This window comes from Sphaerochaeta pleomorpha str. Grapes, from assembly GCF_000236685.1.
GTDB classification, from domain to species: Bacteria; Spirochaetota; Spirochaetia; order Sphaerochaetales; family Sphaerochaetaceae; genus Sphaerochaeta; species Sphaerochaeta pleomorpha.
In genome coordinates this window covers 251,961-274,821 of record NC_016633.1, presented here as the reverse complement: position 1 = coordinate 274,821, position 22,861 = coordinate 251,961, and the positions used below count along the sequence as shown (strand labels likewise).

Here is a 22,861-nt window from a genome sequence, read left to right as displayed (position 1 = left end):
TATTCTACTTCCAACATGACCATCGTGCCAACCAATATTGTGCGCGATGGTCATACAAAGTCGTTTATTGGAAATCTTCGCCTGTGATATACCTGTAGAAAGCATTATTCACATAAAGAGGTTTCTGCTGTACAGGGATCCCACTGAGGTTTTCCAGCTTGGTACTGAGCGCATTACTGTTTTCCTTGACAGAGAAGGGATGAATGGAATAGCCAGCCTCTGCAAGGACGCAGTCTACGATTTCTTTATAGGAAGATTCATCGGGATTGAAGCTTGCACTGTACAGTGGCTGCCACCAGGCACCCTGTATGAGTTTTACCTTGCTACCCTCTTTCTGGTTCTCCTCATTCTTCTTTGCATACGTATTGATAATAGTGTCAAATTTTTTCAAATCTTCACCGGTAGCAAATTCAAATTTTGTATCATATTCAACTGCATGCACCAGATACAAATCATCGCTGAATTTTTCCACCATGTAGAAGGGGCTTGGTTCAGGAATGGGACCCCAGTCGAGAAGATACTCGTAGATGGATACTTTAGGTTCAATCTGCATTTTTGCGTCAATGCCTTCACTTGCCAAAAGCACAACAAGCTGCTTCAGATGGACTTCATCACTATGTCCATATTGGATGGTCAAAGAAGGGAGAAACTTTGCATCTTCGCTGTCAATTTTCAGATTATATCCGGTAGAGGCTTTATCCTGTACTGCACGGGCACCGATTGCATCGAGATTACCATCGGAGTAAAGACTGAATCCATCAAAGACTTCAGAAATTTTCTGTAAGATATTTGCATCGCTTGTGTTACCAATATAATTTCTGGCAGAACCATTGGCCTGTGCGATATTCATTAACAAGTAGGTAGCCATGTCGCTGTCGAGGGCACCTGTTTCGATAAGCTCTTTTGCCGCAGCAGGAAGGAGTAAATTGGCATCGAGGGCACATGCAAGATATTTTGCATCATCCCCACTCACACCCTCGATTCCAGCCTTAACCAAGCGTGCCGAAGCTTTTGCATCGGTATAAGTCGCTGCCAATTTCGTAAGAGCGGTTGCATCGATCATTACTTTTATCACATTGAAATCATTTTCATCTACGACATCCTCCCCTACTACTTTCAACATTGCAGCATCGAAAGCCTTTGCATCGACGTCTTGGGTAAATTCCGCAATTCCAAAGTATTCAGACAGATATGCGGCATCAGTTTTTTCAGCAAATGTAATTTGCTGTGGTGCTGTACTGAGGGTCGTACAGCCGACGAAAGAAAACATGACAATCATAGTAATACAAAACAAGCCTGCTTTTTTCATTAAGTGCTCCTATTTGGTTTTAAGCTGCCATCAATAGCGAACAGAGCCAGATGGCTGTTTACTTTCATTACGATAGCATAGTTTTTTTCCATTGTCCATTAATTTTCATATTTTGATTTTTTTTGAAATTTTTTAATTATTTATTAAAACTTCCAAAGAATTCAAGAGTCTTAAAAATGATTCTCATCCAAGGAATTCCTTTTTCAAGAGACAGCAAACCCCAAAGAAACAAGGCATTGGAATCCAATAGAACCGGCCGAACCATCACTTTCTACTTTCTTGATGATGGTTCTATATAAGATTTGCCACGTATTCTTGATTAAAAGATAATTGCATGTGATGCTTAGTCAAAAAGGAACACACAGCATGCAAAAAGGTATTTGCCTCCTACTTATTGTGCTCTGCATTACAACCCCCTTGGTCGCTGCACAGGATGCGACTGCAGTGCAGCCGGAAAAGACATCGATTTTTGTAACTGCGCGTGATTATCTGGAAAGTCCTGAAGTATACCAAGTACTTGCAACTGCCCATGATTGGGTCGGATATAGCGCTGTAGGACTCGGAATCGGAGCGGCTGTATTCAATCCAGGGTTGGTTGATGATGATTTGCATAAAACCCTTGGCACTGCCGCCATTGTGGCTTCTTCGCTTTCAATCGGAATTGGCTTGCTAAACTATAGCAACAGGTTCTCCACTTCCAAAGGAAATCTTTTCCAGAAGGACAACATCCATATTGTGCTGGGTATTGTGGGAGGCCTGTGTATGTTGGCAACGCAGATATTCGAAGCAGAAGACGACAATGCTGCCTTTGGGGCATCGGCCCATTCCATCCTGGGTGGAGTCGGGGCAAGCCTTATGGCTGCCTCTGTAGTCATCCAGCTTTTCTAATGTGGTCAAATAGTCTGAATAACAGGAATATATCATGAAAAAACACACTATCCTTATGCTCATCCTTCTCTTTGGATTTGCCTGCTCGCTGTATGCAAAGACCTTTACCATGGTCTACCTTGACCGTACAAGCGTTACCATGGAAGCTCTTAGCTTTGTAAAGAAACAAATTAAAACGCAGAAATCACCCCTGAAGCTTGCCTACGCAAATGGATTCAAAGGCCTGAAGGGAAATGAAGACGTCGTTGTAATCCTGAACACAGGCCTTTCGCAGGGAACCGATCAGCGAATTACAACCTATCTTTCCCAGATAACAGATAAAAAGAAAGTAATGGTGGTAAATCTCTATTCTTTGGGAAACCAAGCCATGTATGAACGTATCCTTGCATCAGACTCTGTACATGGGGTGGATGAAATTTCAGCCGCTTCCTGGTATGACGAAGGGAAAGGCTTTTCCAAAGGCAACACTCTATCATTGGACATGCATACGCAATGGGTAACGGAATTATTTTCAGCAGTAGAGGGAAAATGATGCACTACCTCTTATTGGCTATCATCTATCTCATTATACCTGTTTTACATTTTGTATCATTCCTTTTTGAGTTGCCTTTCTTTGGCATAGCAGAGGGAGTCAACTACGGTATAGCAATTATGGCGTTCTATACCATCTTCAATCATCTCTTGATCACGGTAAAACTTCCACTTTTTCAGTCCATCTTTCCCTATGACAAGAATATCAAGCTGCATGCTTTCAGCGGGATATTCGTTCTCACTGCTGTTTTCTACCATGCCATTTTTAAGATTTTAGTTGGCAAATATATTAACCTTATTTCCTGGTCGCTATTGTTTCTGACGTTTCTGCTGCTCAGTCTCTCAGCCCTCTGGATCGACACCCCCATGACAAGGGCCTTTCGCAAGAAAGTACTGAAAGGAAAGCAACTATCCTATGACCTTTTGAAGTCCATCCACGCCTATCTGTTTCCCGTGATGGGAATCTTTTTATACCTCCATATACTGGATGCAGGATTGTTGGATACGGCAAATGCGTTTTCTAGTGGCTATGCACGCATTTTCCCCATCGTTGTTTTACTGGTTGTTCTGTTTTCCAAATTTCGCAAATACTTTCTCCCGCTTGTTACCTTAACTGATAATCGGCAGGTAGGTGATATCAGCATCCTGACCTTTACGAAACCAAAACACAGGAAAAACACTTACAAAGCAGGTCAATTTGGTTATATCCAATGGTGCCAGAAAGGCATCGGCAAGGAAGAACATCCCTTTTCCTATCTCTCTTGCCCTTCGGATGAAAGTATTATGCTAGGAGTCAAGGGCTCTGGTGATTTTACCAGGAAAATCGCAACCTTTACAAAAGGATACCAGGCAAAAATAAATGGCGGATTCGGAAATTTCATTCCTAACTATGCTGCCCGACAAGTGGTTCTTATCGGATCGGGAATAGGGATTGTACCTATTATCAGCCTGATTCGGCAGATGAAAGCAAATCCTCTTTCACAAAAAGTTATTTGCTTTCTTTCTGTAATGACACGCGAGGAGCTGCTTCTTGAGAAAGAACTTTTTGCATTGCAAGACAGTAATCTAGAACTGCATTGTCTCATCTTTCAAGAGGATAAAATTCTCTATACTGCTGAATTTTTCAAGACCTATGTCAAAGAACCGGACCTTGCAACCTACTATATATGTTCTTCACCAAATGTGAGGAATATAGTATTAAGGGAGTTGGAAAAACTGGAAGTAAGTGCACGCCAATGCCATTATGAGGCATTTTCATACTAGGCAACTCAACCAAAAATTCCTTTCTGTGCAGGTGGTGGTTTACTTGTATTGCATATAATCAATACCCCCAACCACTCCAATTGAGTTGCCATATGGATGCATCCACTACAAATATACCATCAGTAGAGCTTTACGCTTACTGTATAATTGTAGGGACAGAATACTTAATCTTACAAGTAAAAGGCTTACCTTGCCTTTTTTTTCTCTTGTTTTTCAAGTTTCTTTTCTTTTGGGGTTTTGAGGGGCTTCTTCTTCTCCTCTTTCTTTGCGTCCTGTGACTTGGCCATACTATATACCTCTTATAAATGCATTTTATGGTAAATATCATAACCGCATCTAAATTTTGATACAACCTTTTGTAATGTAAACCAAGAAAAATACAAAGTATTACCCTACTTTTAATATTCTTTGCCAAACTATCTTCAAAACTACTGGGTTTTTTGCAAATAGGCAAACCTATACTAACAGCAAGCATTTGTCTAGCCTAGGTAAATCATACGACTGTGACGGTAAAACAGGAGAACATTAATCCTAGTAAAAGCACCATGTATTTGACAATTTGCAGTTCTTACTGTATTGGCATACAGTACGTTGCAACAATCAAAGACTTTGCAAAGGTTTCTTTTGCCAAAGCTTTCGAAAACAACTGTTAAAATTCAGCCAAGCTGTTGCTTTACTGTAATCAAACTCTTTAATCGAAAAACTTCATCAGAAATTATTTCCTTTCCAAGAGTTACTTGTATCTATACCATAAAGCAATACTATTTTACAAAACAGCGTATCTTTAAAATGACAAGTCTAGCCCTACTCTTTCAATGGGCATAATTCAAGGGTATCCTACGTGTGGAGTATCTTTTGTTCTGTTTTCAAATACCTACAATGGAGGACGAGTATGGAAAAAAACATGAAAGCCATATTGGCCAAAGCAGGAAGTGAAGCCAAGGACGAAGGGGCATTTTATGAGAAAATGCTACTGGTACCAGAACCAGGCCCTCATGACCTTCTCGTACGGGTAAAAGCAATCGGAATGAATCCTGTCGACACAAAAGTCCGAAAAAGATTAGAGAAAGATACAGTTTTGGGCTGGGATGTTTGTGGGATGGTGGAAAAAACAGGAAGCAATGTTACCAAGTTCAATGCAGGCGATAGAGTGTATTATGCAGGGGCTTTACAGAGACCTGGATGCAATAGCGAATATCATCTTGTTGACTGTAGGCTTGCAGCATTGGCTCCTGACAAGTTATCCCATGGAGATATTGCGGCGATGCCTTTGACTTCAATCACAGCGTGGGAAGGCTTGTTCGAACGACTTGGTTTCATTCCCAAGGCACATGGGAACAAGGGAAAATCCATTCTCATAGTGGGAGGTTCCGGGGGAGTCGGATCCATGGCAATCCAATTGGCCCATTGGGCTGGACTGCATGTAGTTGCAACGGCTTCAAGGCCTGAGACAGTAGTATGGTGCAAGAAACTGGGGGCTGAGGTCTCGTTGAATCATAAAAATGATCTATATACGGAATTACAGAAATCAGGGCATGATTCCGTTGATGCCATCTTTTGTACGACACAAATCGAAAACCACTGGAAAGCAATGGCAGAATGTATCAGTCCGCAAGGCCGTATTGTATTGATCAGTGATCCAAACGCCCCTCTTGATATTACCTTATTCAAACAGAAGAGCGTTGCGATTTGCTGGGAATTTATGTTTACCAGATCAATGTATGAAACTGGCGATATGGCAGAACAAGGAAAACTGCTTGCAACAATAGCAGACCTCGTGAAATCTGGGGATATCGTAACAAATCGACAGAAGACGCTGCTTGGGCTTACCCCTGAGAACATACAGGCAATGCACATTCTGCAGGAAAGCGAAACAATGATGGGCAAACAGGTCTTGATACTCTAAACAGCTAATTGCAGAAATGGCAGGGGGGAACCAAGGGTGAGCAGGCAAGTGCTCTTCGGCTCCCCATAATCCTTTCACAAAACCTGACTGGACATTCCATAGGTATCCTTCTCTCCTTGAAATGTACATATTGCTCCCCTGAAAAGGATTTGCTTTGCTATACTATGTGCAAATCCTGGAGGTAAACATGTCAGATAACAATACTATCAGACTGGTAAGAGATTCCGATGCGCAGGAAATCCTTGCCATTTATGCACCCTATATCAAAGAGACTGCCATAACCTTCGAATACGAAATTCCTTCCCTTTCTGCTTTCAAGCATCGTATCAAGGAAATTTCTACTGACTACCCCTACCTTGTATACCTCTCAGACAATAAGATTACTGGCTATGCCTATGCCCATAGGTATAGGGAACGAATGGCCTATCAATGGAATGCTGAATTATCGGTATATGTGCATCCCTTATATTTGCACCAGGGCATTGGCAAAGAGCTGTATGGCACCCTAATCGAGCTCGTGAAATTACAGAATATCAAGAACGTGTATGGTGGTGTTACGATTCCCAATGAAGGCAGCGAACATCTCCACACTTCCTTTGGCTTCGAAAAGGTAGGAGTGTATCACAAAACAGGCTATAAATGCGGAAAGTGGCATGATGTTATGTGGTATGAGAAAAAAATCGGGCCATATAGTATTGAACCCAAACCGTTTATTTCTATCACTGAGATAGAAAAACAGACGATAGAGAAAACAATGCTCGATTACCTGCAAAAGGCACCATCATGGAGGCAATGAGTCTCCAGACAAGGCGGAATAGGATATCACAGATCTTTTGGAAAAACGATTGAAAATCCAGGACAGTTAGAGCCTCTCGCCAGAAAGGCTTTTGCAAGTTGCTGCTTACCTACACACCCGTTTTGAAAACACCCACCCGCCACTGCAGGACTTGATTTGAGCCACTCCTGCCGGTGTTTGCTTTTTTCCTTCTTGCCAGTAATTATTTACATACTGGCAAAACAGTAGCTTTAAGCAACAAAAGCCCCTTATGTTTTCACTTCCTTGCTACGCCCGACCTGTTTGAGCGAGATGACCTGCACACACAATGCCCCATGGTCTTCCTGTACCAGACCAAACACCTCTAAAGGCCATTGGGTACAGAGCAACGGATAATAGCGGGTAAACATATCGGGAAAAAGGACTGCTTCATACAGGGCAGTCTCATCCTCGAAAGAGACAAACCCCATACTTTTCCCATCTTTGGTCATGACTTCCTTTTGGGTAACCTGCCAACCTATCAGATTGACATGGTAGTTCACATGCTGGCTCAGGTCACAGGCCAATATGCGCTTGACCGGTGCCAAAAACTTCGACCAGAGCACCAGAGGGTGATAGGAAGTGAGGAATCCCAAAGCCTCATACTCCCGATGCAGCTCGTCCTCTGTCCGTGTAATCCTACCCTGCATCTGTTTCGTCTTGGAGACTATGGGCATTCTTTTTTTTGCAAACAGGTCGCCTTGTCCGAAAGGCTCGCTTTTACGACTGGTTATCAGCAACTGTTTCAGCTGTTCGCTTCGAGGCAAAGAGGGGGCGAGGGAATCGAAGGCACCTGCTGCTGCAAGGGCAACGAAATCATCACGGCTAAGGGACAACCTAGGGGAGACTTCTTCGAGAGAAGAGAACCTGCCGCCTCTATCCCGCTCATCAATGATGGCCTGCATTGCAGTCCTGCTTAGGTTAGCGATGGCCATAAGCCCGATTATGAGTGTTTTTTCCCTCGCAAAATAGGCAACCCTGCTTTGGTTGATATCGGGTCCAACAAGGGAAAGGCCCATCCTTCTAGCTTCGCTGATATAGGCATGGGGACGGTAATATCCTCCCTGGTTGGACAAGACCGCAGCCATAAAGGCAGAAGGATGATGCACCCGAAGATAGGCAGACTGGAAGGAGACCATTGCATAGGAAGCAGAATGGGGTTTGCAAAACGAATAGCCATCGAAGGAAAGCATCATGGCCCAGACTTCCTTTACCGTCTGTTCCTCGATACCATTGGCTTTGCACCCCTCGAAGAATTGGCGTTCATAGCGTGCCAGCTTGGCTCCCCCTGCCTTTTTTGCAATGACCTTACGTAGGGCATCGGCATCGGTTTCATTGAAACTTGCCAACGCCACGGCAGTCTTGGAGACATCCTCCTGGTAACAGAGAATCCCATACGTCTCATCCAGGATGTAGGCAAGTCGGGGATGCAGCGCCTTCCAGGGCTTACCTTTTAAACGCTCGACATATTCATTGATATATTTGTTTGCTGCCGGTCTGATAATCGAGGAATGGATGACAATATGGTCGAAGTCACCCTTACCGGTTTTCTTCTGCAATTGCCTCATCGCCGGGGATTCGATATAGAACACCCCTAAAGAATCGCCTCGCGCCAGAGCTGCAACGGTTGCCCTATCCATTGTAGGATGCCACGTAGTTTCATCGATGGTAATCCCCTCTTCTTGCAGATTGGCCAAGGCATCGCGGATAACGGCAAGTGATCGATTGCCCAATAAATCGATCTTAACGAAACCCGCTGCCTCGGCACCTTCCTTTTCCCAGGAGAGCAAGGGATACCCCACACTGGAAAGCCCTATGGGGGCATAGCAGGATACCTTTTTTGGCGTTATGACCAACCCCCCGCAGTGCATGGACAATTCCTTGGGGAGCCCTACCATCTGTCTGGAAATCGAACAGATGGTATGCCACAGCGGATCGGAGACATCCTTCAGCCCGGTAAGGAACAACCGGTGTTCCATCTGGGTAATCTGTGAGTCGGGAATCCCATAGGAACGGGCGGTTTCCCTCACTGCCGAACGGAGCCTGAAACTATTATGGTTGGCAACCCTTGCACAATGATCAAAGCCAAAGCGCTTGAATACCTGTTGGAAAACCCCATCGCGTTCATCCCAGGCGAAATCAACATCGATATCCGGGGGATCGATCCGGGCCATGGATAAAAAACGCTCAAAATAGAGCTTGTAGGCAATGGGATCCACATTGGTGATATAAAGCGAGTAGGAAACAATGGAAGCTGCCGCCGAACCACGCCCACAGGTTCTGCTACTCATCGCCACAATGTCATGCATTACCAAAAAATACGAGGCAAAGCCCTTCCGATTGATAATATCCAGCTCGTACTCGATGCGGTCCAGGATTCCATCGGATAGTTCACCGTAGCGCTGTTCCGCTCCCCTCAACACCCTTTTTCTCAACTCAGCCTGGGCCGTGGAACCTGGAGTCGGATAGTCTGGAAAAATCAGTTCCCCTGAAAAAGGGTCCACAGTGCACAAAGAGGCAACTTTTTCAGTACCAGATACCGCTTCAGGCCATGACGAAAAGGCCTTTCTATAGGCTTTTTCATCCAACAGCACCCCACCCTTTCCCTCCTGGTCCTCTGCAGCAAGCGTCCCGACAGTCTTACCTGTGGCAATGGCACGCAATACCGAATGTATCAGCCTGTCCTCTTCTTGTAGGAAGGTAGCATCATCGAGGGCAATCAAGGGGAGGTGCAGTGATCGGGCAGTGGGAATGGAAGATAAGCAACGGGGAGAAATCGCGGCATAGAGATTCACAACAGTACCTTTGAGGAACGTAAGGATGTCAGAAGAAAAGGAAGCAAGGACAAGGCCCGCTGAATCCTTGGCCAAAGAAGGAAGGTAATCGAACGACCTATCCTTGTTACGCTCGGTCAAAAGCTCACACAGACGGGAAAAACCAACGCTATCCTGGACAAAGGCAAACACCGAACCCTGGCTACAGAGGAGTTCACAGCCACAGATCAACCTGATACCAGCCTCTTTTGCCGCTTCCCTGCACGCAGGGAAGCCATAGAGGTTATCCCGGTCTGTTATGGCTACAGATTTGCAACCTTGGCTCTGTAACGTCTCAAACAATTTTTGTATCGGGGCCGTTCCCCAGAGCAGGGAATAGGAGGAACGGATACCAAGTCGGCTAGACATGGAACACCGCCGCCGCATGGGTGAGTATGGCAGGGCCAAACCGGGAGCGGGTCTCATCGACAGCAGACTGCAGCCTCTCTTCTTTTGTCGGGCCTTCCGGTTCAAACAAATCGGGTTCCCTCAAAGCCGGTGAAAGGTCCCTAAGCGAAAGGGTAAACGCTACGATACGTACCCTACGGTTCATAGCCTGATTGGCGGCCTTCCAGCTGGCAGGGATAAGTTCTTGGTCAAGCACCCATTGTCCTTTCGTCCTTTGCATTGCCTCAGTGGAAAATCCGTCACTCCAGGCCAGGGAGATTTGCACTGCCGAACAGCCCCATCGCTGGATACGCATTTCCAGCCCAGCATCTTCACAGGCCGTGATAACCGCTGCACGGAAGGCGTCAAGCTCACAGACAGGCTCCGTGAAATCGACCCTGCGAAAAATCTTGCGCTGCCCCAAAGCCTTGGAATCGAGGGGGGAGAAATCCACCCCCCGTGAGGCATCACGCAAAGCGAGACCACGTTTGCCCAAGAAAGCAATGGCCTGCATATCATCAAGGGAAGCTATCTGCCCTATTTCCCGGATTCCTGCCACAAGCAGCAATTTCCTGATAGAAGGCCCCACCCCGGGAAGCAGGGAAATATCCTGCCTAAAAAGGAAATCAGCCTCATCCCCGTCCCTGATCTGCAAAATACCACTGGGACGAATTGCCCTCGTCCCAATCTTTGCCACCAGCTTGTTGGCCGCCACGGCAACCGCAGGTTCAAGGCACAACCTTTCATGCACCTCATTGCGGATGCGTACCGCACAGTCGACAGAGGGCCCGAATAACCGGGTGGTCCCCTCCACATCCAGATATAAATGACCCCCGCTGTCACATTGGATGGTGGGGGAATACCTGAGGGCAATCTCATTGATCGCTGCATCTGCCTTTGCGTTGGAAGCAGCATCGGGAGGGATCAATTGCAAAGAAGGCAACATCCGCTGGGCAATGGCAACAGGCATCCCACTGCGGATACCTTCTTTGAATGCCCTTGGGGAAGGGGTAATGATGACACGCCTGGCAGACCCCTCCCTAGCAATGGCAAAGGCTGTATCACTAAGGGATGGCTGCTTTGCAATTGCCACTGCGGCGGCAAAATCAGTGACATTGATATGGATTATGGTCGCATGGGTACTACTCATACGGGTTTTTCCCCCGAACCCAAAAGGATTCTCAGCCTCTGGGCGTTTATAACAGCCTGGCCTTTGCGATGATTATTGAAATAGACCACTACGGTAGAAGTACCTGTCGCAAGAGCCCTTATCCGCTGGGCAAGGGAAGCCAGTTCCCGTTCGCTATAGAGATAGTCGTACCGCGAAGCTGCATCGGAACCCCACCAGGTCTCCCCGTTTCTCCCGTGTAGCCGCAGATAGGCCAGAGGGGCGGTAGCAACATCCATAATAGGAGGATTTCCCTTGACCTGGGGAAGGTCGAGGGAAACAAACGCTACCTGCAAGGCTCGCAAGGCATCGAGGGTACGGTTGTTGTACCACTGGGCGTTACGGAATTCAACCGCCAGGGGAAGCCCCTGCAAAAACCGGATGAGCGCATCGAGATACCTTCGCTGATCAGGTTCGTAATGAAAGGAATAGGGAAATTGGAGCAGCACGGCTTTGAGGGAATCTGAAGAAAGAAGCGGCTCCAAGGCAGAACGGAACAACGTCGCCTCACTTTTCCATGAAGCGGGATCTATGCTATGGGTAAGCGTTTCATGGGCCTTGATGGAAAAAACCAAGGAGGGGGCCTGCTCGTGCATACTCTGCAACTGTGCGGCCTCTGGCATGCGGTAATAGCTGAAATTCAATTCAACTGTCTCGAACAGAGAGGCATACAGGCCTAGGTATTCACTGGCCTTGGTCCCTGTTGGATAAACGGGACCGACCCATTCTGTGTAGCTATATCCTGATGTTCCGATCAATATGGTTGCCATGTCTATGTTTTACTATATGCATGTTAAGTAGTCAAGGGAAAGGGGCTCTATTGCTCCCCTTCTCCAATGCAGGATCACTATAAAAAAACAATACCTATGCTTGACCATTTCCAATTTTGGTATTAATATCATTTTTGGAATCAATAGGAGCCAAAATCAATGAAGAACATCAACGAAGTCATGCTACATCCTGTCCGTATGAGGATTGTGCAGGAAATTGCCATGCAGAAAACCATCACCACGACGCAACTTTCCCAGGTAATCTCTGATGTTCCCCGGACAACATTGTATCGTCATATCAACCTGCTTATCGATTACAACATCGTAACCATTGTTTCCGAAAGGAAAATCAGGGGAAGCATCGAGAGGACCCTTTCGCTGAACCTTGCGAAGATACAGAAACTCAACACCCTTGAAAATGCCTCGCAGAACGCCCTCGCCTTCCTGTTGGAAAAATATGGCAGATTCCATACCTATTTCTCCGGTGGGCAGCCAAACCCAGGCAAGGACAGGATTTTCTTGAATAACACCGTACTGATGCTAAACGACAATGAGTTTGACCAGTTCCTTTCGGAAATGCAAAAGCTTCTGGTCAACTATAGTTTCAAAGCAGGGCCAGGAAGGAAGGCCAGGGATATTTCCCTCATCTCCTCTCCTGTAGAGGAAACCGAAAAATAACAAGGGGAAACAAATCATGGAAACCGGACACACGGCAAAACAACCAAAACGCAAGAAGGGGAAGAGAATCATGCAGATATTCGGTATACTTGTGCTCATTACAGTCATTTTCCTGCTCATCGGGACACTTCTCCATGCAACGTTCTTTACAAGCAAAAAGGATCAAATCAAGCCCTATGGGCAACTTGTTCCCGTATATGACGGATATATGCATCTGACTTCAATGGGCAGCGGGGACCAGACCATCGTATTGCTCCCTGGCATGGGAGTCGGCCTACCCTCTGCCGATTTTGCACCCTTGATGCGAAAGCTCAGCGAAAAGTATACCGTAGTCATCGTCGAATACTTCGGTGTAGGCTTCAGTAGCACAACGGCAATACCGAGAACCACTGCCCAGTATGTTCAAGAGATTCGCAAGTCCCTCAGTGAAGCAGGGTTCAAGGCCCCCTATGTGCTCATGCCCCATTCGATTTCCAGTGTCTACAGTGAATACTATGCCGCAAAATATCCGCAGGAAGTGAAAGCAATAATCAGTCTCGACGGAACATCCACCGCCTTTTATGCAAAGATGCCGGCCATCGTAAAGGCAGTCCTTCCAATTGCCAGTTTCCAGCAGGCAGTAGGTACCACTTCGATTCTTGCTGTCTTGACTACCAATACAAAGAAACTGCTCTCCTACGGGTATACCGAGAAAGAAATCAAAGACATGGTCACGTTCGCCGGTTTTACCATCAACGATACGTTTTTGCAGCAAATAAGCGAATCTGCAGAATTCGTCGGGCAAACAAAAGACCTTCCATTCCCCCCATCCATCCCCTACTTCAAGATCATCTCAAAAAAGACCTATGAGACACCAAACAAACAACTGCCGATGTCGCCCCAAGAATATCAGGAGCAACACCTATCTCGTATCGGAAAGCAGGCACAATATGAAATCCTGGATGGTTCCCATTTTATTTATCTTACTAATATCGAACGCATCTCAGAGATAACAGATGAATTCCTATCGGAAAAAGCTATCGCGAAATACTAGGTAAAAACCTTGCAGCCTTGTAAGCCTATTCCTTCTGGCACCGATGGTTTGCCAGATACTTTTAGCCAAATGGCAGTCTACCCTTCCATTTGGCTATTTTTTTGTCTGCCAGGCCTTTTGCATGAATCAAAAAAAGTATATCAGTAGCTTTTTGCATACTGCCTGAACAGCTCCACTTCGGTCTCGCAATCGTCCGGCCGGATACGGGAAAAAAGGATAAGGCCTTGGATAAACCGGCAATAACACAATACGGCCAGATTAGTTTGCGAAAAGAAAAACCTGTTTTTTTGCAATTGGAAAAGATGTTAAGCCAAAGCAGCAATGTTTTTACGCCATTGGAATCTGATATGCCTTGCAATAGACCATTTCCAAAACAAAGCCTTGCCAATCGCTACCTACCTTAGTATCCTGTACATACGCACAGAGATAAAGAAGGGGAAGCGACAATGAAAGTAATCCAAGACAGAAGGAGTATCCGAAAATACACAGGCCAGGAAATCGATGAGAAAACCCTAGCCCATTTGCTGGAAAGTGCACAGCTTGCCCCCTCGGGAAGCAATTCCCAACCCTGGCATTTTCTGGTAATTACGAACAAGGAAATGCGAGAAAAAGTTGCAAAAGTCTCCCATGACCAGAAATGGATGCTCAATGCCCCGCTTTTCATTGTCTGTATTGCAGAAATCGATGCAGACCAGGAATGCTATCTTGACGAAGATTCGCCCGATATAGATCTCAAACGAGGTATCAGGGATACTTCTATTGCCGCAGAACATATCGTGTTGGAGGCAACAGCCAGAGGGTTGGGTACGTGCTGGGTTGCCTGGTTTACCCAAAAGGAAATACGCTCTGTATTGGACCTTCCCTCGTACACCTATGTCGTGGGAATCCTTACCGTAGGGTACCCTGATGAAAACCCAATGCCGAGGAACCGGAAAACCCTGCAGGAAATCGTTCATTACGAGACTTGGTAACAGTATCTTCTCCAGCTAGCAATAGTTGGGCTTTTGGACCAGTATCGCTTGTCAATGACATCCTTTTCAATAAAGAGTTTCTCAAACTCAAAAACTATTTCCACCATAGCAATCATACCTATGACCATGTCGTCTGTGTTGCCTATATTTCCTATTCCATTGCCAAAATCCTCGGACTCGACTACAGGGCGACTGCAAGAGGTGGCTTAGTGCATGATTTCTTCCTGTATGACTGGAGAGGAGGAAAGGCAAGCAACCTACAAAGGAATATACAGGGAAAGGAACATCCTCTCATCGCATTGGCAAATGCCAGAAAAAACTTTTCAGTAAACGACCTTGAGGCAGATATCATCGTAAAGCACATGTTTCCAAAAACGCACGCACTTCCCAGGCACAGTGAAAGCTTTGTCGTTTGTTTCAGTGACAAGATAGCCGCAAGCTATGAATATCTTTCCCATCCCAAAACGCACACCATTTCACGCTGAATTTGAACTAATATAAGAATTTACCAAAATTATGCCCTGGAAGGACTTGCAAGGGCCTCTATTTTCTGCAAAACATGCACCTATTCTCTATTTACTTACTATAAAATAAAATATATCCATTATTTTTTGGAAACAGATACATATTTTACTTATATGATGTATACTATTTTTAGTTACTTAATATTTGCAATTGTCTTCCTACACAACCCATTTCTTTTCAAATCAGGAAAATTATGAAAAAAACACTTTTACTCGCACTTGTTCTCTGTTTTTGCACATTCTCTATTTTTGCCTCCAAAAGTTGGTTTGGGGTTGAAGGCTTCGCTACACATAGTGAAGAAACAACGACCTATACTGTAGTGGGAATAGATTTTGACCAAGATAGTACGGCTACCCTTATGGGCGTAGCTGTCTCAGGTACTCTCTTCCCAAGCGATAAGTCACCCATTGGACTGGGATATCAAATTGGTGCCGGCAAATTGGTCAATGCCACACATGGCTCTACGCAAGAAGATGTTTCTGATTATCCCTTGACTTGGAGAGGCTCTCTTTCCTGTCAATATAGTGCAGATTTTTCCAAACTACTTTCCATGCAACTGGGGGCGGGAGTCTTGTATGAGTCGATTACCAGAGGAGCTGACAGCGATAACTCACTGGCTGTTGTTGTTAGATATAGCACATTCAGCTTCATCGCCAATGCTGATTTCTTGTTCCATGTATCCGATTCCCTCGCACTCTTTGGAGGCGTAAGCGTCGCAACTCCCCTAAGTAGTCAGGCAGAAGTAACCAGCGGAGACTTCTCTATTGATTCTGACGTAGCTGTTTCAGGCTATACCGTTCTTGGTAAACTCAGAGTGGCTCTTTCCTTATAACCCTGAGTTCCCTGGACAACGCTACCTAGCAGGTATGCCAATGGAAAACTTTTTCGACATTCTTTAGTGAACAGTCAATTTTGCCCTAGCCTTCCTTCAAAGAAAGACGAGGGCAAAATCTTTATTTGAAATATAATCAGTTTTTAATACCATGTACAATTCATAATTTGTATCTTGTCCTGACATTCCCAGTATCCTTCATACCCTGTACATCTCTTACTCAAAGTGTTTTTTCATTCCTTGCAATCTATGGAGGATGGGATATGATACAGGTAAGACTTTTCAAGGAGTTGCTCTTCTCATGGCCAAAAAAAAACAGTGCATCGGCGTATTTACAGCTTCATTGGATGACGCCTACCAATCGACAGTCTGGCATGCCATAGAACAGAGCGCACAGGAAAAAGGCTTTGGTTCCATCTCGTTTTTAGGGTCGCGCCTCGGTTCCCCGATTGCATCCGAAGCTTCGTCAAACCTTGCCTATTACCTTGCCAATAAACGTAATATCGATGGGTTGATCATCATAGCCTCCTCACTGGAGACGTTCCTTACCTCTGTCGATCTCAAAGCCTTCTTTGCTTCCTGGGCTGACCTTCCAAGAGTATCCATAGGCATGAGAATACCAGGTATGAGTGATGTCAATGTCAATGGGTCCAAGGCTCTCGCAAATGCAATCGAACACCTTATCGACGAACATGGACACACCCATTTTGCCTTGATTGGCGGACCGGTGAGCCATGACGAGGCAATCAGCAGGATGGATACCTGTCTCTCCACGCTAAAAAAACGGAATATTTCCATCGACAAGCGTTTGATCGTCAGTGGCACTTTCACCCAGGATTCGGGCGCAGAGGCTGTTGACAGGCTCTGCAAGACAGGCCTTGGCTTCGATGCCCTGGTATGTCTCAACGACCGCATGGCCCAGGGGGCCCTGGAGGAACTGACAAAAAAAGGAATCCGTGTCCCTGAGGATGTAGCGCTTATCGGATTCGACGGTATAGAATCTTCTCTGTATACCTTGCCTCCCCTTACAACCGTTGTGCAACCTATGCATGCGCTGGGTGCAACATCCGTTGCAATTCTCGATCGCTTGATGAAAGGGGGAAGCGAAGAGCATATAACCTTGGAGTGCACCTCCATAATCCGTGAGTCCTGTGGTTGTAAACCCCGGTTCCGTTATACCCCAGACCTACAGGAACTGCCCCTGTACGCCAGCCTCACAGAGAGACAGGAAATACAAAAACTTATCGAATTGATACAAAACAGTGATTATGATGGCCTGATTTACACGCTCAACCATGCCATGGATACGACCTGGGCAGAAATCGGCTCCATAACCCGCTGGTACGAGTATCTTTCGTTTATTGAACACCAATGCAGGCTCTCTGTAGTGCCGGACAAACGATCGCTTGCCAACCTCATGGGGGCCGCGAAGGCTTTCACTGCCGAAAAAATCGGAAGGTATCAGGCTACAAAACGGGTTTCTGCAGAATCTTCCTTCGAAACCTTACGCCGTGTCAGTGCCATCCTTGCAGGGGCTTTCGAACTCTCTGATATGTTTTCAAACCTCAAGAAAGGTTTGAAAATGTTTGGCATCGACCGGGGGTACCTGGTAGTTTTCGACAAGGATAAAAAGAAAGCGCAGCTTCTGATGGACATTGAACAAGAAGGCAAATCAGATTCCTCCCTGCCTCAGGAATTCAAACGAACGAACCTGCTCCCCTCTTCAGTCAGCCATACCTTGCACCAGGGACAATGGATATTGATGCCCCTGGTATATAACATGGAACCTCTTGGATACTTGATCGTCCCTATCGGCATAGAGATTCCTGCATTGTACGATATCCTGCAAGAACAGATTTCCAGTAATTTGAAGGGGACTTTGCTTCTGGAACAAATCAAGTCTCACGAGAAAACACTGGCCCAACAGGTTGATGTGAGAACGAAAGACCTTATCCGTACCAACAGGGAACTCTCTACCGAGATAAAGCGCAGAAACGAACTGGAAAAAGAAGTACTTGAAATTTCCAATAAAACCATCGAACGTATCGGCCAGGATTTGCATGATGATCTTTGCCAGCATCTTCTCGGTGTTTCCCTCATGGTTTCATCGGTAAAGAAAACAGCTACCGACCACCAGTATGAAACAGTGGAAACCTTGGACAAAATAAGCCTATTGCTTTCTGAGTCTATCACCAAGATAAAAACAATCTCCAGGGGTATGCTTCCTTTTGAAATGGAACCCCATACTTTTTTGCAACGTATCGATGCCCTGGTTGGGGATACTTTGAGAATTAGCCATGTAGATGTACAGATTAAGGCCGACCCCGAGTTTGAAATCGAAGATGCAAACGCAGCGTTGCATATCTTCCATATCCTGCAAGAAGCTTTGAATAACTCTATAAAGCACTCCCATTCCAAACATATCGAAATCACCCTCGAAAACAAAACCGACAGGAACGGAAAACCCTTCAAAGTCGCTTCGGTTGTAGATGATGGGGTTGGCTTGCCAGAGCATATCCGTGAAGGGGGACTTGGGTTGCGGATCATGCGTAGCCGTGCAAACATGGCAAAGGCAGAGTTAGCTATTAAGTCCTCGAAAAAGGGAACTTCAGTTTGCATTTATCTTGGGAGGCAAGGCAATGGGACAACAAATTGAATTTATGATAGTCGATGACCACCCCCTTTTTCGCCAGGGGCTGGTAAGTGTAATCGAAACCTGCAAGCGCTATACGGTCACCGGTGAAGCCAATACCATTGCCGAGGCGCTCGAAATCGTAGAGGCCCATCCTCCGAAAATCCTGCTCGTCGACATCTCGCTGCACCATGAAAATGGATTGGAGTTGGTCAAGACAATACATAGCTTGCATCCTGAGATGTATCAGCTGGTAGTCTCCATGTATGATGAAATCATATATGCCTCAAATGCGTTGAAGTCTGGGGCCCGGGGCTATGTCATGAAGCAGGAAGCCGCGGAAACACTCATGCAAGCAATTGAAACAATACTCAATGGGAAAATTTACCTTTCGCAGACAATGCATGAGCGATTGCTGGACTCCCTGGTTTCACAGGATACGAAAAAACCGGAAACCGACCCCATTATACAACTCAGTGTCAGGGAGCTCGAAGTGTTCCGTATGATCGGGCAGGGTTTTGGGGTTTCCGAGATTGCCGAGGGCCTGAACCTCTCGAGCAAAACAATCAATGTCTACCGTGATAATATCCGTCATAAATTATCGATCAAAGATGCAGGCTCCCTCCGCAAGTATGCTATCAAATGGATGCAAAGCAAAGACAGGTAAACCAAACCTAGGACAAATGTCCTAGGTGAAGTCTAGGCATTTGCCTAATGGCGTCCGACAAACATCAATTGTAGCATTTAGACAAGAAGTGAGGAAAGAAGGGGCTTCCTATGCCTAAGGAAGGGAGTCATTCGTAAAGCATTCATTTGCCCTCTGGGCACATGCAATAAGGAGGAATCGATATGAAACGTAGTTTGAGCTTCTTGATGTGTATTATGTTGATTGGCAGTATGAGTATGTCTCTGTTCGCTGCTGGTACCAACGAACAAGTAGCATCAGGGCCAAAGGTAATCAATGTATGGAGCTTCACTGATGAAGTACCTAAGATGCTGGAAAATTATAAGGCTCTTCATCCTGATTTTGATTATGAAATCAAATCGACGATTATCGCCACTACCGATGGGGCTTATCAACCTGCATTGGACCAGGCTTTAATGAGTGGTGGTTCCAATGCACCTGATATCTACTGTGCTGAGAGTGCATTCGTTCTTAAATATACCCAAGGCGATGCTGCCCAGTATGCAGCCCCTTACAAGGACCTGGGCATAGACGTTGACAATCTCTTGAAAAAAGCCGATATCGCCCAGTATACGGTAGACATCGGGACTAACGGTAAAGGTCAATTGGTCGGGTTGGGTTATCAGGCTACCGGTGGAGCGTTCATTTATCGCCGTTCCATTGCAAAGCAAGTCTGGGGAACCGATGACCCTGCAGTGATCAAAACAAAAGTAGGTCCAGGCTGGGACAAATTCTACAAAGCTGCCGCTGACTTGAAAGCAAAGGGCTTTGGCATTGTTTCCGGTGATGGCGACATCTGGCATGCAATCGAAGGCAGTTCCGAAAAAGGTTGGATTGTTGACGGCAAGTTGTATATCGACCCTGCCAGAGAAGCCTTCCTTGACCAGTCCATGATGCTCATGAAAAACGGATATCATAATGATACCAGAGACTGGACTGATGCTTGGTTCGGCGACATGAAAGATGCCAACCCACAAAAGATATTCGGTTTCTTCGGACCAGCATGGCTTATCAACTATGTCATGGCAGGTAACTCAGGTGGGTCAGCTCCTGGAGAAGGCACCTATGGCGACTGGGCTGTATGTGAACCTCCTGTAGGGTTCTTCTGGGGTGGTACGTGGGTCCTTGCCAACAAAGACAGCAAGATCAAGGATGCAGTGGGTGACATTATTGAATGGATTACCCTTGATAGCTCCAAGACCGGTCTGCAGTATTTCTGGGCAAACGGTACACTCAATGGACCTGGTGGCACAAAAGATACCGTTGCTTCAGGGACAGTCATGAAAATGTCCGACGGGAAACTGCCCTTCCTTGGTGGCCAGAATATGTTTGATGTATTTGTTCCTGCTGGGGCATTTGCTACCGGTAAGAATAAGAACCAGTATGATGAAACCATCAATATGTATTGGAGAGACCAGGTTCGCGAGTACACTGCGGGAAACAAGACAAGGTCCCAGGCAATCGCTGAATTCAAACAGCAGGTCTTGGATAACCTCGACATTGCTTCAAAGTAAGGTTTTTACCAGGAACCGGGGCCAATCCCCCGGTTCCGATATTCCATGCTGTCATAACTTCTCTTAACGAGCAAATGACGTTCATGTCATATGGAAAAAAAGTTTCTGAAAATGCCTCCCGGATTGAAACAGGAAAGGGTGGACAGACAAAAGGATACAACAACAAGGCTATCTTTTCGCATATTTTTGGAGGTGAACGCCCATGAGGCACAAAAGCATTAACTACGCAAAATATGGATATATCTTTTCCATACCGTTCGTACTGACATTTTTGATATTTTCTTTATATCCATTGGTTTATACTACAGTTATAGGCTTTACCGACCTACGGGGACTTACACAGGCCTCAGTGCATATCCTGGACAACCCTTTTCAAAACTTCCAGACATTATTGAAAAATCCGACGTTCATTAAGTCTCTCTCAAACACCTTGATTATCTGGACCATGAATTTCATTCCCCAGATTTCCCTGGCGTTGCTTCTCACTGCCTGGTTCACCAACCGCAGCATTAAGGTGAAAGGACAAGGGCTCTTCAAGGTTTTGATCTATATGCCGAATATCATTACCGCTGCTACAATTGCCATCTTGTTCTACAGTTTCTTTGGCTACCCAAAGGGACCGGTCAACGATTTTTTGATGAAACTCGGTATCAATGAGATACCGAAAAACTTCCATTTGCAAAAATGGACAGCACGTGGTGTCGTTGCTTTCATCCAGTTTTGGATGTGGTACGGCAATACTATGATAGTTTTGATAGCCGGGGTGCTCGGGATCAACCCCACTTTGTTTGAAGCAGCCGAAATCGATGGGGCTTCAGCAACACAGATTTTTTTCCGTATTACGTTGCCAAGGCTGAAAACAATTGTGATCTACACGTTGATAACAAGCATGATCGGTGGTCTGCAGATGTTCGATATCCCCAAGCTGTTCTTGCTGGGTGGACCGGATAATGCAACCCTTACCACAAGCGTATTCATTTACAATCAAGCGTTCAGCGGAAGTTACCTGTATAACAGGGCAGCAGCGGCAAGCCTTCTCATGTTCCTTATCATCGTGGTACTTTCCTCCATCATTTTCTTCCTTCTCAGGGATAAAGATGCAGCAAAAATGAGAAAGCAGAAAAAAGCTTATGCCAGAACACTGGAAGCCATTGAGAGGGGGATACAATAATGAATAAGAGTATGAAAGGTTCACGAAACCTGACCAAATCAATAATCTATGTTGTATGTATCTTTTTATCCCTGCTAAGTGTTTTCCCTTTCTGGGTTATGTTCATGAATGCCACAAGGGGTACTTTTGAGATACAGCAGAATTCCATTGGCTTGGTTCCTTCAAAGTTCTTAGTAAGCAATTTCCTAATTCTTTCCGGAAAAAGCTTCAATGCTGCCAAAGGTTTCATCAATTCGATGACAATTTCTATCGGGGCAACATTTTGTGCGGTATACTTTTCTTCTTTGACTGCCTATGCTTTGGTTGCCTATAACTGGAAATGGAGACAACCGTTCTTTACGTTTATTCTGGCAGTGCTTATGATCCCAGCCCAGGTTTCAAGTATTGGTTTCTATCAGTTCATGTATCATATTGGATTGACAAATAACTTTTTGCCACTCATTCTGCCGGCAATTGCCTCGCCTTCCATGGTCTTTTTCATGAGACAATACCTGATGGCAAACCTGTCTCTTGATATTGTCAACTCGGCAAGAATCGATGGATCTGGAGAACTCTCCACGTTCAATACCATTATCTTACCTATCATGAAACCTGCAATGGCTACCCAGGCGATTTTTACTTTTGTGTTGAGCTGGAACAACCTGTTTTTGCCCTTGATCTTGCTTACGGACAGTGACAAGTACACGATGCCAATCATGGTTAGCTTATTGAGGGGAGACATCTATAAAACAGAGTACGGTTCGGTCTATCTCGGGCTTACCCTTACGGTTTTGCCCTTATTCGTAGTCTATTTCCTTCTTTCAAAATACATTATTGCAGGAGTTTCCCTTGGGGCCATCAAAGAATAGGTTGCAGGTAGGCATTCGCAAAAGAAAGAAGTAACAAGAATACTGAATAAAAGAATCCATAACAAAGAGAAGATAGCGAGGAAAAGCTACCATCTCGATGGGGCATGCTTGTTTGCAGCCTTG

The 22,861-nt window shown here is 45.5% G+C and carries 19 protein-coding genes; 15 read left to right on the top strand and 4 right to left on the bottom strand.

Going from position 1 to position 22,861, the window contains the following annotated elements; genetic code table 11:
• Positions 1-64: 64 nt before the first annotated feature.
• The gene (locus SPIGRAPES_RS01250) at positions 65-1,309 is read right to left on the bottom strand and encodes a hypothetical protein (RefSeq protein ID WP_014268965.1); all 1,245 of its coding nucleotides are present in this window, start codon (positions 1,307-1,309) and stop codon (positions 65-67) included.
• A 366-nt stretch (positions 1,310-1,675) separates the two neighbouring features.
• Between SPIGRAPES_RS01250 and SPIGRAPES_RS01245 the strand changes: the two genes are divergently transcribed.
• From SPIGRAPES_RS01245 to SPIGRAPES_RS01225, 5 genes are all read left to right on the top strand, one after another.
• Positions 1,676-2,197: a hypothetical protein gene (locus tag SPIGRAPES_RS01245; RefSeq protein ID WP_014268964.1), complete on the top strand. Its 522-nt coding sequence runs from the start codon at positions 1,676-1,678 to the stop codon at positions 2,195-2,197.
• A gap of 34 nt (positions 2,198-2,231) precedes the next feature.
• Entirely contained in the window at positions 2,232-2,729 is a 498-nt protein-coding gene (locus SPIGRAPES_RS01240; protein WP_014268963.1) for a hypothetical protein, read from the top strand.
• On the top strand, positions 2,726-3,991 hold the full coding sequence (locus SPIGRAPES_RS01235) for a ferric reductase-like transmembrane domain-containing protein (protein ID WP_172635057.1): 1,266 nt from the start codon (positions 2,726-2,728) through the stop codon (positions 3,989-3,991). Before SPIGRAPES_RS01240 ends, SPIGRAPES_RS01235 begins: the two co-directional genes overlap by 4 nt.
• A gap of 892 nt (positions 3,992-4,883) precedes the next feature.
• On the top strand, positions 4,884-5,897 hold the full coding sequence (locus SPIGRAPES_RS01230) for a zinc-binding alcohol dehydrogenase family protein (RefSeq protein ID WP_014268960.1): 1,014 nt from the start codon (positions 4,884-4,886) through the stop codon (positions 5,895-5,897).
• Positions 5,898-6,084: 187 nt separating this feature from the next.
• Positions 6,085-6,693 (top strand): GNAT family N-acetyltransferase, encoded by a 609-nt coding sequence (locus SPIGRAPES_RS01225; RefSeq protein ID WP_014268959.1) that lies wholly within the window; start codon positions 6,085-6,087, stop codon positions 6,691-6,693.
• 248 nt (positions 6,694-6,941) lie between these two features.
• On the opposite strand, the gene SPIGRAPES_RS01220 is transcribed toward SPIGRAPES_RS01225, so the two are convergent.
• Genes SPIGRAPES_RS01220 through SPIGRAPES_RS01210 form a run of 3 tightly spaced genes read right to left on the bottom strand, consistent with a single transcriptional unit; the run spans position 6,942 to position 11,849 of the window.
• Positions 6,942-9,893, bottom strand: coding sequence for a DNA polymerase III subunit alpha (locus SPIGRAPES_RS01220; protein ID WP_014268958.1), 2,952 nt, complete (start codon positions 9,891-9,893; stop codon positions 6,942-6,944).
• Positions 9,886-11,061 carry a DNA polymerase Y family protein gene (locus SPIGRAPES_RS01215; RefSeq protein ID WP_014268957.1) on the bottom strand — a complete coding sequence of 392 codons (1,176 nt, stop codon included), beginning with the start codon at positions 11,059-11,061 and terminating at the stop codon, positions 9,886-9,888. The genes SPIGRAPES_RS01220 and SPIGRAPES_RS01215 overlap by 8 nt, the downstream gene beginning before the upstream one ends.
• Positions 11,058-11,849 (bottom strand): DUF72 domain-containing protein, encoded by a 792-nt coding sequence (locus tag SPIGRAPES_RS01210; RefSeq protein ID WP_014268956.1) that lies wholly within the window; start codon positions 11,847-11,849, stop codon positions 11,058-11,060. Before SPIGRAPES_RS01210 ends, SPIGRAPES_RS01215 begins: the two co-directional genes overlap by 4 nt.
• A gap of 159 nt (positions 11,850-12,008) precedes the next feature.
• Between SPIGRAPES_RS01210 and SPIGRAPES_RS01205 the strand changes: the two genes are divergently transcribed.
• The 10 genes from SPIGRAPES_RS01205 to SPIGRAPES_RS01155 all read left to right on the top strand — a co-directional run bounded on the left by SPIGRAPES_RS01205 (position 12,009) and on the right by SPIGRAPES_RS01155 (position 22,738).
• On the top strand, positions 12,009-12,527 hold the full coding sequence (locus SPIGRAPES_RS01205) for a helix-turn-helix domain-containing protein (protein WP_014268955.1): 519 nt from the start codon (positions 12,009-12,011) through the stop codon (positions 12,525-12,527).
• Between the two features lie 16 nt (positions 12,528-12,543).
• Positions 12,544-13,560 (top strand): alpha/beta fold hydrolase, encoded by a 1,017-nt coding sequence (locus tag SPIGRAPES_RS01200; RefSeq protein WP_014268954.1) that lies wholly within the window; start codon positions 12,544-12,546, stop codon positions 13,558-13,560.
• 446 nt (positions 13,561-14,006) lie between these two features.
• The gene (locus SPIGRAPES_RS01190) at positions 14,007-14,531 is read left to right on the top strand and encodes a nitroreductase family protein (RefSeq protein ID WP_014268953.1); all 525 of its coding nucleotides are present in this window, start codon (positions 14,007-14,009) and stop codon (positions 14,529-14,531) included.
• Positions 14,525-15,016, top strand: a complete 492-nt coding sequence (locus SPIGRAPES_RS01185) for an HD domain-containing protein (RefSeq protein WP_014268952.1) — start codon at positions 14,525-14,527, stop codon at positions 15,014-15,016. The genes SPIGRAPES_RS01190 and SPIGRAPES_RS01185 overlap by 7 nt, the downstream gene beginning before the upstream one ends.
• A gap of 233 nt (positions 15,017-15,249) precedes the next feature.
• Positions 15,250-15,888: a hypothetical protein gene (locus SPIGRAPES_RS01180; RefSeq protein WP_014268951.1), complete on the top strand. Its 639-nt coding sequence runs from the start codon at positions 15,250-15,252 to the stop codon at positions 15,886-15,888.
• Positions 15,889-16,189: 301 nt separating this feature from the next.
• The gene (locus SPIGRAPES_RS01175; protein WP_014268950.1) at positions 16,190-18,544 is read left to right on the top strand and encodes a substrate-binding domain-containing protein; all 2,355 of its coding nucleotides are present in this window, start codon (positions 16,190-16,192) and stop codon (positions 18,542-18,544) included.
• Positions 18,528-19,187 (top strand): response regulator transcription factor, encoded by a 660-nt coding sequence (locus SPIGRAPES_RS01170; protein WP_014268949.1) that lies wholly within the window; start codon positions 18,528-18,530, stop codon positions 19,185-19,187. Before SPIGRAPES_RS01175 ends, SPIGRAPES_RS01170 begins: the two co-directional genes overlap by 17 nt.
• Positions 19,188-19,369: 182 nt before the next feature.
• A complete protein-coding gene (locus SPIGRAPES_RS01165; protein WP_014268948.1) occupies positions 19,370-20,719 on the top strand; it encodes an ABC transporter substrate-binding protein in 1,350 nt (449 codons plus the stop codon).
• A gap of 202 nt (positions 20,720-20,921) precedes the next feature.
• Positions 20,922-21,890: a carbohydrate ABC transporter permease gene (locus SPIGRAPES_RS01160; protein ID WP_014268947.1), complete on the top strand. Its 969-nt coding sequence runs from the start codon at positions 20,922-20,924 to the stop codon at positions 21,888-21,890.
• On the top strand, positions 21,890-22,738 hold the full coding sequence (locus tag SPIGRAPES_RS01155; RefSeq protein WP_014268946.1) for a carbohydrate ABC transporter permease: 849 nt from the start codon (positions 21,890-21,892) through the stop codon (positions 22,736-22,738). Before SPIGRAPES_RS01160 ends, SPIGRAPES_RS01155 begins: the two co-directional genes overlap by 1 nt.
• Positions 22,739-22,861 lie beyond the last annotated feature (123 nt).